13 protein-coding genes are annotated in these 15,710 nt (G+C 73.3%); 6 read left to right on the top strand and 7 right to left on the bottom strand.

The features are described from left to right. Nucleotides 1-5: 5 nt before the first annotated feature. Nucleotides 6-1,001 carry a Gfo/Idh/MocA family protein gene (locus tag ACGF2Y_RS05500; RefSeq protein ID WP_392943397.1) on the bottom strand — a complete coding sequence of 332 codons (996 nt, stop codon included), beginning with the start codon at nucleotides 999-1,001 and terminating at the stop codon, nucleotides 6-8. 88 nt (nucleotides 1,002-1,089) lie between these two features. Here ACGF2Y_RS05500 and ACGF2Y_RS05495 point away from each other — a divergent pair, with 88 nt between their 5' ends. Then, complete coding sequence (locus ACGF2Y_RS05495) at nucleotides 1,090-2,583, top strand: Bcr/CflA family efflux MFS transporter (RefSeq protein WP_392943396.1); 1,494 nt, start codon at nucleotides 1,090-1,092, stop codon at nucleotides 2,581-2,583. A gap of 120 nt (nucleotides 2,584-2,703) precedes the next feature. Here ACGF2Y_RS05495 and ACGF2Y_RS05490 read toward each other — a convergent pair whose 3' ends face one another. After that, nucleotides 2,704-4,032 carry a hypothetical protein gene (locus ACGF2Y_RS05490; RefSeq protein WP_392943395.1) on the bottom strand — a complete coding sequence of 443 codons (1,329 nt, stop codon included), beginning with the start codon at nucleotides 4,030-4,032 and terminating at the stop codon, nucleotides 2,704-2,706. 232 nt (nucleotides 4,033-4,264) lie between these two features. Between ACGF2Y_RS05490 and ACGF2Y_RS05485 the strand changes: the two genes are divergently transcribed. After that, nucleotides 4,265-5,260, top strand: a complete 996-nt coding sequence (locus tag ACGF2Y_RS05485) for a small ribosomal subunit Rsm22 family protein (protein WP_392943394.1) — start codon at nucleotides 4,265-4,267, stop codon at nucleotides 5,258-5,260. Nucleotides 5,261-5,380: 120 nt separating this feature from the next. On the opposite strand, the gene ddaH is transcribed toward ACGF2Y_RS05485, so the two are convergent. After that, the gene (gene ddaH / locus ACGF2Y_RS05480; RefSeq protein ID WP_392943393.1) at nucleotides 5,381-6,196 is read right to left on the bottom strand and encodes a dimethylargininase; all 816 of its coding nucleotides are present in this window, start codon (nucleotides 6,194-6,196) and stop codon (nucleotides 5,381-5,383) included. Nucleotides 6,197-6,378: 182 nt separating this feature from the next. On the opposite strand from ddaH, the gene ACGF2Y_RS05475 reads away from it, so the two are divergent. After that, the gene (locus ACGF2Y_RS05475) at nucleotides 6,379-7,047 is read left to right on the top strand and encodes a TetR/AcrR family transcriptional regulator (RefSeq protein ID WP_392943392.1); all 669 of its coding nucleotides are present in this window, start codon (nucleotides 6,379-6,381) and stop codon (nucleotides 7,045-7,047) included. 163 nt (nucleotides 7,048-7,210) lie between these two features. After that, the gene (locus tag ACGF2Y_RS05470; RefSeq protein ID WP_392943391.1) at nucleotides 7,211-7,957 is read left to right on the top strand and encodes a bifunctional DNA primase/polymerase; all 747 of its coding nucleotides are present in this window, start codon (nucleotides 7,211-7,213) and stop codon (nucleotides 7,955-7,957) included. 57 nt (nucleotides 7,958-8,014) lie between these two features. Here ACGF2Y_RS05470 and ACGF2Y_RS05465 read toward each other — a convergent pair whose 3' ends face one another. The 4 genes from ACGF2Y_RS05465 to ACGF2Y_RS05450 all read right to left on the bottom strand — a co-directional run bounded on the left by ACGF2Y_RS05465 (nucleotide 8,015) and on the right by ACGF2Y_RS05450 (nucleotide 12,286). Next, the gene (locus tag ACGF2Y_RS05465; protein ID WP_392943390.1) at nucleotides 8,015-9,037 is read right to left on the bottom strand and encodes a hypothetical protein; all 1,023 of its coding nucleotides are present in this window, start codon (nucleotides 9,035-9,037) and stop codon (nucleotides 8,015-8,017) included. Between the two features lie 131 nt (nucleotides 9,038-9,168). Beyond that, nucleotides 9,169-10,008: a heme ABC transporter ATP-binding protein gene (locus tag ACGF2Y_RS05460; RefSeq protein WP_392943389.1), complete on the bottom strand. Its 840-nt coding sequence runs from the start codon at nucleotides 10,006-10,008 to the stop codon at nucleotides 9,169-9,171. Then, nucleotides 10,005-11,090: a FecCD family ABC transporter permease gene (locus tag ACGF2Y_RS05455; RefSeq protein ID WP_392943667.1), complete on the bottom strand. Its 1,086-nt coding sequence runs from the start codon at nucleotides 11,088-11,090 to the stop codon at nucleotides 10,005-10,007. The genes ACGF2Y_RS05460 and ACGF2Y_RS05455 overlap by 4 nt, the downstream gene beginning before the upstream one ends. Before the next feature lie 50 nt (nucleotides 11,091-11,140). Next, on the bottom strand, nucleotides 11,141-12,286 hold the full coding sequence (locus ACGF2Y_RS05450) for a hemin ABC transporter substrate-binding protein (protein WP_392943388.1): 1,146 nt from the start codon (nucleotides 12,284-12,286) through the stop codon (nucleotides 11,141-11,143). A 135-nt stretch (nucleotides 12,287-12,421) separates the two neighbouring features. Between ACGF2Y_RS05450 and ACGF2Y_RS05445 the strand changes: the two genes are divergently transcribed. Continuing rightward, nucleotides 12,422-13,900: an HtaA domain-containing protein gene (locus tag ACGF2Y_RS05445; protein ID WP_392943387.1), complete on the top strand. Its 1,479-nt coding sequence runs from the start codon at nucleotides 12,422-12,424 to the stop codon at nucleotides 13,898-13,900. 91 nt (nucleotides 13,901-13,991) lie between these two features. Further along, nucleotides 13,992-15,635 carry an HtaA domain-containing protein gene (locus tag ACGF2Y_RS05440; RefSeq protein ID WP_392943386.1) on the top strand — a complete coding sequence of 548 codons (1,644 nt, stop codon included), beginning with the start codon at nucleotides 13,992-13,994 and terminating at the stop codon, nucleotides 15,633-15,635. The last annotated feature ends 75 nt before the right edge of the window (nucleotides 15,636-15,710 follow it).

Here is a 15,710-nt window from a genome sequence, read left to right as displayed (position 1 = left end):
CGGGTTCAGCGGTCCGCCGGGTAGCGGACGCCGATGCGGTCCCGTACCGCGTCGAGCGTCCGCATCACCGCCAGCGAACCCTCCAGCGGGACGAGCGGGGACTCCCGCTCGCCCGCCCGCACCGCGCGCATCACCTCGGCGGCCTCGAACTGGAGGCCCGAGAGCCCCTGCGGGCCAGGACCCGACGTGATCGTCTCCGGCTCCCTGCCCGTCCGCCGCAGGACGAAGTGGTCCGGGTGGAAGAAGTCGCGCGGGATGTCGATCCGCCCGGCCGTGCCGATCACGGTGGCCGCCGTCGGGTGGTCGCCGACGATGGAGCAGGACAGCAGCGCGTTCGCACCGGAGTCCCAGCCGAGCAGCATCCCCGTGTTCAGGTCGACGCCCTCCGGGGACAGCAGCGCGTCCGCCCGCACCCGGTCCGGCTCGCCCAGCAGCAGATGTGCGAACGACACCGGGTAGACCCCGAGGTCCAGCAGCGCCCCGCCGCCCAGGGCCGGATCGCGCAGCCGGTGCCCCGGAGCGAAGTCGCCCGCGAAGCCGAAGTCCGCCTGTACGGTACGGATCTCGCCGATCGCCCCGTCCCGGACCAGCTCGGTCAGCCGGCGGACCACCGGGTTGAGATAGGTCCACATGGCCTCCATCAGGAACAGGCCGCGCTCCCGGGCCAGCGCCACCAGCTCCTTCGCCTCCCGGCTGTTGAGCGTGAACGCCTTCTCGCACAGCACGTGCTTTCCGGCCCTCAGCGCCAGCCCGGCCGCCGCATGGTGCGCCGAGTGCGGGGTGGCCACGTACACCACGTCCACCGTGTCGTCGGCGACCAGCTCCGCCCAGCTGCCGTAGGCCCGCCCGATCCCGTGCCGGTCTGCGAAGTCCCGCGCCGAGGCCTCCGTGCGCGAGGCCACCGCCACCACCTCGGCGTCGGGGAGTCTCTGTACGTCCGCCGTGAAGGTCGCGGCTATGCCGCCCGTCGCCAGAACACCCCAGCGCACCGTCCCACCCATGCCCGCCACCCCAGCCCACCCGAAAAGGTATCGACCACTCCGGCCGAGCTGAGAGCATAGATGCGGATTCAACGATGTGGAGAAGAGAATGCCGGACAGCGGTGGCAGCCGGGCCCAGCGAGCGCACATACCCACCTCCGGGACCGGTCCCGGAGCCGACGACGCACCGGCTGTCCCGCACGGGGACGCGGGTCCTCTCTCCGCCGACCCGCACGGGGACGCGGCTGCCCTCTCCGCCGTCCCGCACGGGGACACGGCTACCCCTTCGGCCGGCCCGTACGGGGACGCGGACGCTCTCTCCGCCGACCCGGCCGCCGCGCGGGGCACCGCCCCCGCCGGCCTCCCCGGCCCGGCGGCGAAGGCGGCCCGGCGCACCGGGCTCCTGGTCACCCTGGTCCTCGGCGGACTCACCGCACTGCCGCCGCTGTCCATGGACATGTACCTCCCGGCGCTCCCGGCGGTCACCGACTCCCTGAGCGCCCCCGCCGCCACCATCCAGCTCACCCTGACCGCGTGCCTGGCCGGAATGGCGCTCGGCCAGCTCGTCGTCGGACCGATGAGCGACCGCTGGGGCCGCCGCAAGCCGCTGCTCCTCGGCATGGTCGTCTACGTCCTCGCCACCGCGATCTGCGCCCTGGCCCCCACCGCCGAACTCCTCATCGGCTTCCGCCTCCTCCAGGGGCTCGCGGGCGCGGCCGGCATCGTCATCGCGCGGGCCGTGGTGCGCGACCTCTACGACGGCGTGGAGATGGCCCGGTTCTTCTCCACACTGATGCTGATCTCCGGCGCCGCCCCGATCATCGCGCCGCTGATCGGCGGACAGGTCCTGCGGGTCACCGACTGGCGCGGCATCTTCGTCGTCCTGACCGGTGTGGGCATCGTGCTCACCCTCGTCGTGGGCAAGTGGCTGCACGAGACGCTGCCGCCCGCCGACCGCCACACCGGCGGGGTCACCGAGGCCCTGCGCACCATGCGCGGGCTGCTCGCCGACCGGGTCTTCACCGGTTACATGATCGCGGGCGGCCTCGCCTTCGCCGTCCTGTTCGCGTACATCGCCGCCTCCCCGTTCGTCATGCAGGAGATCTACGGGGCCTCGCCCCAGACCTTCAGCCTGCTCTTCGGGCTCAACTCGGTCGGTCTGATCGTCGTCGGGCAGATCAACGGCAAGCTGCTCGTGGGCCGGTTCCGCCTCGACAAGGTGCTCGGCTTCGGCCTCGCGGTGATCGTGCTGGCCGCCGTCGCGCTGCTGCTCATGACGACCGGCGTCTTCGGCGAGGTCGGCCTCGTGCCGGTCGCGGCCGGGCTCTTCGTGCTGATGTCGGCGATGGGTCTCGCGATGCCGAACACCAACGCCCAGGCCCTGATGCGGACCAAGCACGCGGCGGGCTCCGCCTCCGCGCTGCTCGGCACGTCCTCGTTCCTCATCGGCGCGATCGCCTCCCCGCTGGTCGGCATCGCGGGGGAGGACACGGCCGTCCCGATGGCCCTCGTCCAGGTGGTCTGCGCGGTGGCGGCGGTGGCCTGCTTCCTGCTCCTGTGCCGCCCCTGGCAGCGTACGGGGCGCGAGGACGGCGGCCTCTGAGCGAAGGCCCGCGCACGGCGGACGCGACAGGCGGGTATCAGCGGCAGCGGGCACAGCCTCAGCAGGTGCGGTCTCAGTCGGTACGGCCTCAGCCGGACCGGCCGCCCGGCCGCCGCGGATTCAGCCGGTGCGCGGGTAGCCGATCAGGTGCGTGCGGTCCTGCCGGTCGGTCCAGCGGAACACCCCGACCCCCGTCGTCTCCGTCCCCGGCAGCCGCGCGTTGCGCGACAGCCGCTCGGTGCTCCAGGTGGCGAAGTCCATCGAGACCGGGAGCCCGCCGCCGGACAGCGCCTCCGAGGCGTCACGCGCGTTCTCGGCCCCGTACGCGATGCCGTCGTCCGTGACCGTGGCGAGCGTCAGACGAGCGGCGCCGCCCTCGTCCTCGAAGCAGCGGCCCTTCTTCGCCTCCAGGTCGAAGGCCAGGTTTCCGGCGATCAGGTAGTCGCCCGAGGGGGAGAGGACCGCCTGCGGGTAGCGCCCCGGCTTTATGGCGGGCCGGTGGCACTCCACCGAGGCGAGCACCTCGCCGGTCGCCGCGTCGTGCACCGCCCACAGCTCGTGGGTCGCCGCCCGCCCGGTCTTCTTCGCGGGCGCCCACTTCGCCAGCACCTGGTCCGCGGTCATCGTCGTCACCACACCGCTGCCCTGGTCGGTGCCCCGGGGCGCGACCTCGCGGCTGAACCAGCCGCCGCGCACCCAGAACTCGCGTGCCCCGCCCAGCAGCAGACCTTCGGCGGTCTGACCGTGCACCTCGGTGAGCTGCTTGCAGGCCGGGCAGCCCTCGGGGTACTTCAGCCGGTCCGCGCCGAGTTCGGACACCTCCCCGGTGACCGGGTCGACCAGGGTGCTGTTCGCCTTCGCGTCGCTGATCACGATGTCCGGTCCGGTCGTACGGACGTCCGGGGCTCCGGACCACGGCACCTCGACGCGCTGCCGGTTCCCGTTCGTGACGTCGTACAGATCGAGCGAGATGAAGGTGCTCGCCGGTGACAGCCCGTCGCCGGCCTTCCCGTAGGACCAGGTCACGAAGAACTGCCGGTCGCCCTTGGCCACCGTGGCGAGCTTGGGGTAGTGCGCCGGATCCAGCGGCCGCCAGACCTGACCCCGCCAGCCCGGCTCGCCGGTGGCCGTGTCGACGGTGCGCAGCCGGTAGCGGCTCCCGTCGGCCCGCTCCAGATAGGCCAGCAGGCCCGTCGCATGGGAGACGGCGATGTCGGGGGAGGAGCCGATGATCTCCCAGCCCCGGTCCGTCCGGTACTGCGGCGGAACGGTCAGCCGGGTCGACGGACCCGCGCTCGGCGGCACCGGCTTCGGCGTCCCGGTGGCCGCGCCGTTCTTCCCGCCGCCGTCGCCGTCGTCGGGACCGCCGCCGCAGGTGGCCAGGAGCAGGAGCAGGGCGAGGAGGACCACCCCGCCGACCAGGGTCAGCCGCACGATCTTCTGTCTCATGGCTCCCCCGCTGGACCATCCTGGTCTCGTGCCCGTCCGCGCGCGGGCCAGCGTAGCAACAGGCTTCCGGCGGCGTGGAGTTCGCGGGACTCCCGTTCCGTACCGGTTACGCGGAGCCCCTGTGCGGGCCCCGGCCCGCCGCCCGCGCCGCCCGCACGGTCCCCCCGTGCCCCCGCCGGCCCGGGTGAAGCGGAATGCGTCCCGCCGGGTCGCCTCCGCCTACAATTCGGCGGTGAACGTCACCCTCCCCACCGCACAGTCCCTGCGCACGGCGCTGGCCGGACTGCTCGACGGACTGCCGCCCAAGCAGGCCGTGCAGGCCGTCGACCGGCTGATCGCCAGCTACCGCGGGGAGACCCCGACGAACGCCCCGATCCTGCGGGACCGCTCCGACGTCGTCGCGTACGCCGCGTACCGGATGCCCGCCACCTTCGAAGCCGTACGCTCCGCCCTCGACGCCCTCGTCGAGGCCGCGCCCGACTGGACGCCCGCCACCCACACCGACGTCGGGGGCGGCACGGGGGCGGCGAGCTGGGCGGTGGCCGGGGCCTGGGAGGGCCCGGCGACGACCGTCCTGGACTGGGCCGAACCGGCGCTCGCGCTCGGCCGCGAACTGGCCGAGGCGTCCGGGGTGCCCTCGCTGCGCGACGCCCGCTGGGAGCGGGCCCGGATCGGTGCGGCGTTGGAGCTGGCCCCGGTGGACCTGGTCACCGTCAGCTACGTACTCAAGGAGCTGACGGCCGGGGCCAGGACCGAACTGGTCGACGCGGCGGCGGCGGCCGGGCAGGCGGTGGTGATCGTGGAGCCCGGCACCCCCGACGGATACGCCCGGATCATCGAGGCCCGCGACCGGCTGACCGCCGCCGGGCTGCGCATCGCGGCCCCCTGCCCGCACAGCGACGCCTGCCCGATCGTGCCCGGGGCGGACTGGTGCCACTTCTCGGCCCGGGTCAGCCGCTCCTCGCTGCACCGGCAGGTCAAGGGCGGCTCGCTGAGCCACGAGGACGAGAAGTTCAGTTACGTCGTCGCCACCCGCTTCCCCGCCGCCCCCACGGCCGCCCGGGTCACCCGCAGGCCGCAGATCCGCAAGGGCCAGGTGCTGCTGGAGCTGTGCACCCGGGACGAGGGCCTGGCCCGCTCCACGGTCACCAAGCGCCACGGCGGGCTGTACCGGGCGGCCAGGGACGTCGCCTGGGGCGATGCCTGGCCGCCGGAAAGCACGGACTGACGGACCCGGACCGACGGACCCGGACCCGTCGGGCCCCGGCCGGACCGGCCGACCCGGACCGACCGACCGGCAGGGCCCGGACCGGCGCGGACCCGGATTTGACGGGCCCGGACCGACCGGCTAGCCGCGTAGCTCCTGGGTGCAGCACTTCACGCTGCCGCCGCCCTTGAGCAGCTCGCCCAGGTCCATCGGGACCGGCTCGAAGCCCCGGTCCCGCAGCGGGCCCAGGAGCCCCGTCGCCCCCTGCGGCAGCAGCACGTGCCGCCCGTCGCTGACCGAGTTCAGGCCGAACGCAGCCGCGTCCGCCTCCCTTGCGAGCAGCGCGTCCGGGAACAGCCGGCGCAGCACCGCCCGGCTGCCGGGGGAGAAGGCGTCCGGGTAGTACATGATCTCGTCGGCCGCCGCGTCCAGCACGCACAGCGCGGTGTCCAGGTGGTAGTAGCGCGGGTCCACCAGATCGAGCCCGACGACCGGCAGCCCGAAGAACTCCTGGGCCTCGGCGTGCGAGAGCGGGCTGGCGCGGAAGCCGCGCCCGGCCAGCAGATACGAGGCGGTGACGGCGAAGTCCCCCTCGCCCTCGTTGACGTGCTCCGGCTCATGGACCTCGGTGAAGCCGTGCTCCCGGAACCAGTCCCGGTGGGCCCCGGCCTCCTCGTAGCGCTCCCGGTACGCGAACAGCGCGCCGAGCACCCGGCCGCCGATCACCGTGGCGCCGTTGGCGGCGAAGACCATGTCCGGCAGGTCCGGACGGGGGGTGAGCAGCTCGACGGTGTGGCCGAGGGCGAGGTAGCGGTCGCGCAGGTCCTCCCACTGGGTCCGGGCCAGCGGCAGGTCGACGGGTTTGGACGGGTCCATCCACGGGTTGATGGAGTAGGTGACCCGGAAGTGCGCCGGGGCGCACATCAGGTAGCGACGAGGGGTGGCGTCACGGTTCAACTCGGGCTCCTCGCGAACGGCGGCCGGGCCGCGGAACGGTGGGATGCGCACGGTCTGTGCGTGAGCCCATGGTGCGCCGTGCGCGCGGGATCCGCAGTGATCCGATCGGGTGGTTCACCGGACCGCCCGGTCACCGCCACCAAGACGATACGTATCGGCTCGCCCGGCGCTAGATTGGCCGCATGGCATCCACCAGGGAACCCGACTCCAGCCGCCGCAGCGACCGCTCCCGCCGCGCGATCCACGACGCCGCCCTCGCCCTCGTCGGGGAGGTGGGCTACCGGCGTACGACGATCGAGGGGATCGCCGCCCGCGCCGGGGTCGGCAAGCAGACCATCTACCGCTGGTGGCCCTCCAAGGCCGCCGTGCTGATGGAAGCCTTCCTGGACCTGGCGGGCAGGACCGCCGAGAAGGCCGGCCCGCGGTCCGGCGACACCGCGCGGGGCATCCCCGACACCGGGCGGTCCGGCGACACCGCGCAGGGCATCCCCGACACCGGCGATCTGGCCGCCGACCTCAAGCACGTCCTGCGGGCCACCGTCGACGAGCTGAACGACCCGGCGCTGGAGATCCCGACCCGCGCGCTGACCGCCGAGGGCATCGTGGACGCGAAGCTGGGCGCCGAGTTCGTCGAGAAGCTGCTCGAACCGCAGCTCGCGTTGTATGTCACACGTCTGCGGTCCGCCCGGGCGGCCGGGCACCTGCGCGCCGACGCCGATCCCCGGGTCGCCCTGGAACTGCTCATCGGCCCGCTGATGCACCGCTGGCTGCTCCGGACCCTGCCGCTCACCCACGCGTACGCCGACGCGGTCGTCGACCACGCCCTCGGCGGGCTCACTCCACGGCCTTGACACGACCTTGATCGATATCCGGTATGTGATGACATCGGGCGTGATGGTGCTCACTCAGTGCAGTGGTACACGGCCCCGCTGGTGAACTCTGGCCACCCGAACCGCAGGATGGTGCGACGATGGACAGGCAACGCTGAGGTGAACTGCTGAGGTGAGGGGATAGATGGGCGCCGAATCCGGCCGTTTCCGCGGCACTGAGAGCAGGATCCCCCAGTGGCTGCGGCGACGTCCCAAAGCACCGGGAGCCGGGGCCGAGGAGACGGCCAGAGCGGCCCTGCTCCTGGCGGTCGCCGACGCGGGCATGCCCATCGCTCCCGCCGCCCACCCCCTCGGATACCGATGTTCGTGCGAACGCATCGGCTGTCCCACCCCCGCCCGGCACCCCATCTCCTTCGCCTGGCAGACGCAGTCGACCACCGACCGCGCCCAGATCGAGCGCTGGGCCGCAGGCCAGCCGCTGGCCAACTTCATCACCGCGACCGGTATGGTCCACGACGTGCTGGACGTCCCGCTCACCGCCGGCCGCAGTGCCCTGGAGCGTCTTCTCGACGCGGGCATCGACGTCGGCCCGGTCGCCCAGTCCGGCGAGGACCGGATGCTCTTCTTCACCGCCACCCGAGGCACCCCCGAGGACGAGGACGAGTGGTGGCCCTGCGAGCTGGACTGCCACCCCGAGACCATGGACGCCCACCCGGGCCTGCGCTGGCACTGCCGGGGCAGCTATGTCCTCCTGCCGCCCGCCCGGCTCCCCGGCGAGCTCGACGTCCACTGGGTGCGCGGCCCCGAGCACGAGCTGCCCGACCCGCTGACCCTGCTGGAGACACTCACCGACGCCTGTGCGCGGTACGCGGGCAGTGCCGAGCAGAGCGAGCTGGACCACGACTCGATCGCCTGGCCGCTGAGCCGCTGAGCGGCCTGGCCGCCTGAGCCGCCGCTCGGCTGCCCGGCCGACGGCGGCCCGGCGGGGCTATTCGCCCTTCGCCGCGACCAGGCCGGGCAGCCGGTTCAGCATCCGCACCTTGCCGCCGGCGCCCGTGTCCGAACCGGAACCGGCCCCCGTCGCGCTCGGCGGCACGTGTACCAGCTGGCTGGAGACCCGCTCCTTGGTGAGGCTGCTGTTCACCTCGCCGGTGAGCAGCGCCTTCACATCCGCGTTGACCTCCGGCTTGAGCCCCTTCGCCGCGGTCTGCCGCTCGAAGTGCTTGCTGCTGAAGAAGACCAGCGCCCCGCCGTCCTCGGTGCGCAGTCCGAGCGGTGCGAACGTCGTACCCGTCAGCGGCTGGTCGATGTACTGGTACGAGAACCCCGCCCGCCGGGTGGTGCGGCGCGTCTCGCGCCAGCCCGAGGTCGCCGTGCCCGGCGTGAACACATCGGGCTCACCGTCCCGCAGATAGGTCGTGTAGGCGGTGCTCAGGTCCGCCGGGGCGACGGCCAGCCCCTCGTCCCCCGGCTCCACCGGGGTGGCGAGCCCGTCCCCGTCCAGGGCGAACTCCGGTACCTGGGACGGCGGGACGACCGCGAGATACGACGCCTTCCACAGCGCGTCGGGTCCCGACCGTACGAACACCACCAGCCAGCGGGTGTCCAGCTTCCCGCCGTCCTGGTCCCGGTTGGAGTCGGTGTCCGCGAGGAACCAGCGCGGCCAGCCCGCCTTCTTGGGAATGACGTACGTCGCGTCGTCCAGCACCAGCGGCCTGTGCGCCTTGTTGCCTTCGGGGTTGTACGTCCGCCGCGCCTTCAGCCCGGCCTGGTTGATCGCGCCGAGCGAACCCGTCACCCGGTCCGCGTCCAGCGCCGGATCGAACGCCTTGTCCGCCGCGTTGTAGGCGTCGGTGAAGTCCTTGAGCGCCTGCGCGGCCTCCGCCGGCTTCGCCCCGGGCAGCACTTCCAGCTCCCCGTGCACCGTCACACAGCCGCTCGCCGTCACGCACAGAACCGTCGCCGTCGCGAGCCCCGCCGTCAGCCGACCCAGCCCAGGGTGTCTCGTCATCCGTTGCTTCTGCGCCTTCTGATCCGTCGCCCGCACTGACCGTCGAAACCCTACCGGGCGGCGAACGGTGTGCGGGCGGGGACCGGATACAGCGTCCGCACCGTGACCTGGCGGCGAGCGTCGAGGCCGGCTCAGGTCCGACGTACCGGCACGATCAGCGGTGTGCCCGTACGCGGATGGGGGAACACCTCCACCGGCTGCCGGTAGACCTCGCCGAGCAGCTCGCCGGTGAACACCTTCTCCGGCGGGCCCAGTTCCGCGATCCGCCCGTCGCGCAGGACGGCGGCTCGGTCCGCGTACGCCGCGGCGAGGCCGAGATCGTGCAGCACGACCACCACCGCGTCCCCGGCGGCCGCCCGCTCCCGGCAGATCCGCAGTACCAGCTCCTGGTGGCGCAGGTCCAGGGCGGCGGTCGGCTCGTCCAGCAGCATCAGCGGGGCCCGCTGCGCCAGCACCCGGGCCAGCGTCACCCGGGCCTTCTCACCGCCCGACAGCGCCGAGAACGGGCGGCCCGCGAACCGGGTCACCTCGGTGGCCGCCATCGCCGCCGCCACCGCGGCTTCGTCCTCGTCCGCCCGCTCCGTACCGGCCCAGGGCGCCCGCCCCATCCGTACGACGTCCTCCACCGGGAACGGGAAGGACAGCGCGGCGGACTGCGGCAGCACCGAGCGGCGCAGCGCCAGTTCCGGCGCGGACCACGCGTGGGCCGGGCGGCCGTCGATCCGCACCTCGCCGCTCCCGGCGGGCAGATCGGCGGCCAGCGCCGCCAGCAGCGTCGACTTGCCCGCGCCGTTCGGCCCGACCAGGGCGACCACCTCGCCCGCGTGCGCGGTCAGGTCGACGGAGTCCAGCACCTGCCGGGGCCCCAGCCGGACCGACAGACCGGCGGCCTCGACGACGGGGGAGCCGGCGGCGACGGGTGAGGGCAGCTCCCGGGCGCGTACCGCGAACAGGTCTCTCAGCGTCCTCATGCCCAACCACCTTGCCTACGACGGGTCCTGCGCAGCAGCCAGAAGAAGAACGGGCTGCCGAAGAGCGCGGTCAGCACCCCGAGCGGCAGCTCGGCGGGGGCCGCCACCGTACGGGCCGCGAGGTCGCCCGCCACCAGGACCAGGGCGCCGCCGAGCGCACTGCCCGGGACGAGGAAGCGGTGACCGGGACCGTTCGCCATCCGCAGCAGATGCGGGACGAGCAGCCCGACGAAGGAGATGATCCCGGCGACGGCGACCGCGGCGGCCGTCAGCAGCGCCACCACCAGCACCAGGACGATCCGCAGCCGCTCCACGTCCACGCCCAGGTGCCGGGCGGGCCGCTCGCCGAGGGCCAGCAGGTCCAGCTTGCGGGAGTAGAAGGGGGCGACGACGAGCCCGGCCAGCGCGCACGGCAGTACGGCCAGCACCTTGGGCCAGGTCGCCTGGGAGAGCGAACCGAGCTGCCAGAAGGTGATCTGGGTGATCTGCGCGTTGTCCGCGAAGAAGATGAACAGACCGATCAGCGCGCCCGCGAACGCGTTGACGGCGATACCGGTGAGGATCAGCGTCACCACTTCGGTCCGGCCGCCCGACCGTGAGAGCGCATAGACGAGCAGCACGGTGATGAGACCCGCGACGAACGCGCAGACGGTGATCGTCCAGTTGCCGAAGAAGGACAGCCCCAGCGCGATCGAGGCGACCGCGCCGACCGCGGCGCCCGCCGAGATCCCGATCACGCCGGGCTCGGCGAGCGGGTTGCCGAACACGCCCTGCATCAGGGCGCCGGCGCAGCCGAGGGACGCGCCGACGAGCAGCGCGAGGACGACCCGGGGGAGCCGTACGTTCCACAGGACGCTCTCGCCGACCCGGTCCAGCTCCTGGCCGCCGAGCCCGATCCGGTGCTGCACGGAGGACAGGACGTCGCCGAGCGGGAGGGAGTACGCGCCGATCGCGGCGGACAGCAGACAGCCGGCGAGCAGGGCGAGGGAGAGCACCAGGGTGAGCGCGAACGCCCTGCTCCGGGACGGCCCGGGGGCGGCGCCCCCCGCCTTCTTCGCCTCCTTGCCCGTGGACTTCCCCATGGCGTCCATGGACTTGCCCCCGGACTCGGTGCGTTCCTCGTACGAGGTGGTCACCGGCCCTTGCCGCCCTTCGCGTACAGCTGCTCGACGAGCTCGGTGAGGACCCGGTCGGTGCGCGGCCCGTAGTTGAGCAGCACGCCGTCGTCGACCGTGACGATCCGGCGGTCCATCCCGGCCGGGGTCTCCGCGATGCCGGGGATCTTCACCAGGCCGTCCATACCGCCGACCGACTCGAACCCCTTGGTCATCAGGAGGATCGCGTCCGGCGCGGCCTTGGCGAGCGCCTCGCTGGTGATGGCGGTGAAGTCCTTGTCCAGGCCCGATTCCTTCCCGGCGTCGACCGCGCCCGCCGCCTCCAGCAGTGAACTGGCCCCGGACTCCGCGCCGCCCAGCAGATAGACGGAGGCCGAACCACGCAGGTACAGGAAGGCGACCCGGGGCTTCTCGCCGTCCTCGGGGGCCGGGATGGACTTCTGCACGGCGGCGATCCGGGCCTCGGTGCGCTCCTTGAGCTCCGTGCCCGCCGACGGTACGCCGAGGGCCTCGGCGACGGTGTCGATGCGGCGGCCGACGTCGGCGAGCTCCTTGGCGGGCTCGACGACGAGCAGCGGGATGCCCGCGTCGCGGATCTGGCCGATCGCCTCGCTCGGTCCGGTGCTGGTGTCGGCGAGGACGACCGTCGGCCTCAGCGAGAGCACGCTCTCCGCCGAGACGTCGTGGGCACGGGTCACCACCGGGAGTTTCTCGGCCTGTTCGAAGGTGGCGGTGATGTCCCGGGCGACGACCTGCTCGCCGAAGCCGAGGGTGAAGACGATCTCGCTCAGCGACCCGGTCAGCGGCACGATCCGGTCGGTGGAGCCGATCGTGACCTTCGTGCCGTCCGCCGAGTCGACCGTCACCGGCAGCTTCGGCGCGGGCGGGGCGGCCAGCGGCTCGACCCGGTCGGCGTCGGCGGCGCCCCGGGCGCTTCCGTCGGACTTCGGCGTGGAATCCGTGGAATCCCCGCCGCCGCAGCCGGTCAGGACCAGGGCGAAGGCCACCGCCGCGGTGAGGGCGGCGGCCGCCCTGCCCCGGGCCGGGCGACGGCGGACCGGTGGTCCGTCCGCTGCGCCCTCATGGCCGTCATGGTGTGTCCGGCGGATCGGGGCCGGACACGCCCCGGGCGCCCCGGAGGCGAAGTCCTGCGAGATGCGCACTGGGCACCGTCCTGTCGTTCTGCGGCGTGCGGTTGACCGTTCGTCGGGAACGGCGTGACCGGAGGGGTTCCGGCACAGGCCGGGAATAGCTTAGGTTAGCCTTACCTACATATCCAGTCCTTGGAGGGGTACGTCATGTCGTCGTCCAGATCGGCCCGCGCGCTCGCCGTCGCGCTTCTCGCGGTACTGCTGGGAGCCCTGCTCCCCGCCATCACCGCGCAAGCGGCAAGCCGCACGGTGCAGGGCGGCCGGCTGGACTGGGGCATCAAGTCCTCCTTCCAGAGTTACGTCACCGGGCCCATCGCGAACGGCAGCTGGAGCCTGACCGGTGGCGCGGCCACGGTCGGCGGCAGCCAGTTCCGCTTCCACTCGGCGACCGGCTCCTACGACCCGGACACCGGCGCGCTCAGCGCCGGTTTCTCCGGCGGCGTGCACTTCACCGGCCACAAGAAGGCCGACGGCAGCAACGAGCTGGACCTCACGATCAGCCGCCCCACCGTCCGGATCAACGGCGGCAGCGGCACGCTCCACGCGGACATGGTCAGCAAGGAGCGGGGGACCGGCAAGGTCTCCAGCCGCTCCCAGGTGCCGCTGGCCACGCTCGGCCTCGGCGGGATCGACATGAAGGGCGGTTCCACCCCCATCGCCCTCACCGGCGTCCCCGCCACGCTGACCGCCCAGGGTGCCGCCGCCTTCGCCGGCTACTACACCGCGGGCACCCCCCTCGACCCGATCAGCCTCTCCGTCGACACCAGGGGCGCGGCCGCCGAGCCGAAGCCGACCGCCCCGGACGAGAAGAAGGACGAGGGCGGGAAGAAGGACGAGGACGAGGCGGAGCCGAAGGGCGAGGAGAAGGCGGGCCGCTTCGAGGACGCCACCGTCGACTGGGGTGTGCGCCGCACCTTCCGCGAGTACGTCACCGGCTCCATCGGCCAGGGCGAGTGGACGCTCGCCGACGGCGCCCAGGACGGCGGGGCCCTGTTCCGCTTCCCGCAGGGCAAGGGGACGTACGACGCGAAGAAGCAGACGCTGGACGCGGACTTCAGCGGCAGCATCCGCTTCACCGGCGCCCACGGCCTCGACCTGAAGTTCGCCGGCGTCACCGTCGCCGTCGCCGAGGGCGAGGGCACCCTGTCGGCGGACGTCACCAGCGAGGGCGCCACCCGCAAGGGCGTGCCCGTCATCACCTTCCCCGCGAAGGACCTCGCGCCGAAGGAGGGCCTCGCCGTCCTCACCGAGGTACCCGCCACCCTCACCGCCGACGGAGCGAAGGCGTTCGGCTCCCTGTACAAGGCGGGCACCGCGATGGACCCGGTCTCGCTCGCCGTCGCCGTCGACGAGAAGGCCCGGCTGCCCGCGCTGCCGGACCTCGGCAGCGAGCCGACGGCAGCCGCCGAGCCCACGAAGAAGACCGCCGAGGAGCCCTCGGCCGCACCGGCGGCCGCCGCCTCCGACTCCGGTCCGGGCACCGGCACCTACCTCGCCGTCGGCGGCGGTGTGCTGCTGCTCGCCGCGGCCGGAGCGGCGTTCTTCGCCCTGCGCCGCCGCGCGGCGCAGCCGGCCCCCGAGGCGGCCGACGTCTCGGCGGGCCCCGACGCGCCCCCGACTTCCTGACCCCGGCATCCCCCGTGCGCGCCTTATGGATCATCACCCCCTCCCCCCACGCCGCTCTTCCGCCCCCTGTTCCTTGAGGAGAACCACCGACATGGCAGCAACCCGCCGCCCCATAGCCCTGGCCGCGGCCGTCGCCACGGCCGCCGCCCTCGGCGCGGCCTTCGCCCTCCCGGCCCTCGCGGCCGACGGCTCCGTCGCCGGGGCCGCCCCCGCGGCGGTCGGCGCCCCTTCACAGATCTACCAGCTGGAGTCGGGCACCCTGGACTGGGGCCTCAAGGCCTCCTTCCGCTCCATGATCGACCGCCTGGGCGGCACCGCCACACTCGCGGACGGGGCCACCAGGAACGCGGACGGTTCGTACGAGTTCCCCCTGGAGAAGGGGGAGTACGAGCTGGGAACCCACGCCGTGACGTCCTCCTTCAAGGGCAGCGTGCACTACGAGGCGCACGGCGGTGTCCTGGACATCAAGCTCGCCGACGTCAAGGTCCTCACGCTCGGCAAGAGCGGCAGGATCACCGTCGACGTGACCACCAAGTCCCCGGGCCAGGACGCCGTCGTCACCGACGACCTGACGATGGCCGAGCTCGACCTCACCGACGTCGAGCCCACCCAGGGCGCCGAGGGCATGCGGTTCGCGGACATCCCCGCCGCCTTCACCGAGGAAGGCGCGGCCGTCTTCGGCTCCGCGTACAAGGAGGGCGACCCGATCGACCCGGCCACCCTGACGGTCAAGCCGGCCACGGGTCAGCCCACGGGCGAGCCGACCGGGCAGCCCACGGGCAAGCCGACCGGGCCCACCGGTGAGCCCACGGGCAAGCCCACCGGTGAGCCGACGGGCAAGCCCACCGGGCCCACCGGCAAGCCGAGCACCGACCCGACCCCGACCGCCTCCGAGACCGCCGCGCCCGTCAGCGGCCCGGTCGTCGACGGCACCCTGAACTGGGGCGTCAAGGAACGGTTCCGCTCCTACGTCGTCGGCCCGATCGCGCACGGCAAGGTCGAGACCAGCGAGGGCGCCGCCTCCCTTGCCGACAGCTACCGCTTCACCAAGGCGACCGGCCACCTCGACGCCGACGAGAACACGCTGAACGCCGCGTTCAAGGGCAAGGTGCGCTTCCTCGGCCACGAGACGGGCGGCGCGTACGAACTCGACCTCGCCCTCAGCAACCTGAAGGTCGACATCGAGGGCACCTCCGGCAAGCTCGTCGCCGACGTCACCACCAAGCCGCGCCCGACCGGGGCGAATCCGAAGCCCGAGGCCACCGAGCTGACCGGCGTGCCCTTCGCGGAACTGAAGGTGCCCGCGGGCGCGCTCGCCGCCGAGAACGGCATCGTGAACCTCAAGGACATCCCGGCGACGCTCACCGAGGACGGCTCCAAGGCGTTCAGCGGCATGTACCCACAGGGGGAGGAGCTCGACGCCCTGAACGTCGCGGTCTCCCTCGACAAGGACGCCCGGCTTCCGGGCGGCTCCACCGGCGGCTCCGGCTCCACCGGCGGCTCCGGCTCCACCGGCGGTTCGGGCTCCACCGGCGGTTCCACGGCCGGCGGCTCCACCACCGGCGGCGCCACGGTCGGCGGTTCCACCGGCGGTTCGGTCGGCGGCTCCGGCGCCCTGGCCGCCACCGGCTCCGACGTCCCGACCGGTGCCCTGATCGCCGCCTCCGGCGTCGTCGTGGCGGCCGGCGCCGGTGCCGTGATCGCGGCGCGCCGCCGCCGTGACGTCATCGCCTGACCCACCCGCAGGTGTCCCCCGGGGCCGTACCGGCAAGCAGCAGTGCTCGCCGGTACGGCCCCGAGGCCGTACCCG

Origin of the sequence: Streptomyces sp. NPDC048142, from assembly GCF_043202835.1 — a bacterium.
Taxonomy (GTDB): Bacteria; Actinomycetota; Actinomycetes; order Streptomycetales; family Streptomycetaceae; genus Streptomyces.
This window is presented reverse-complemented; position numbering and strand designations above follow the sequence as displayed.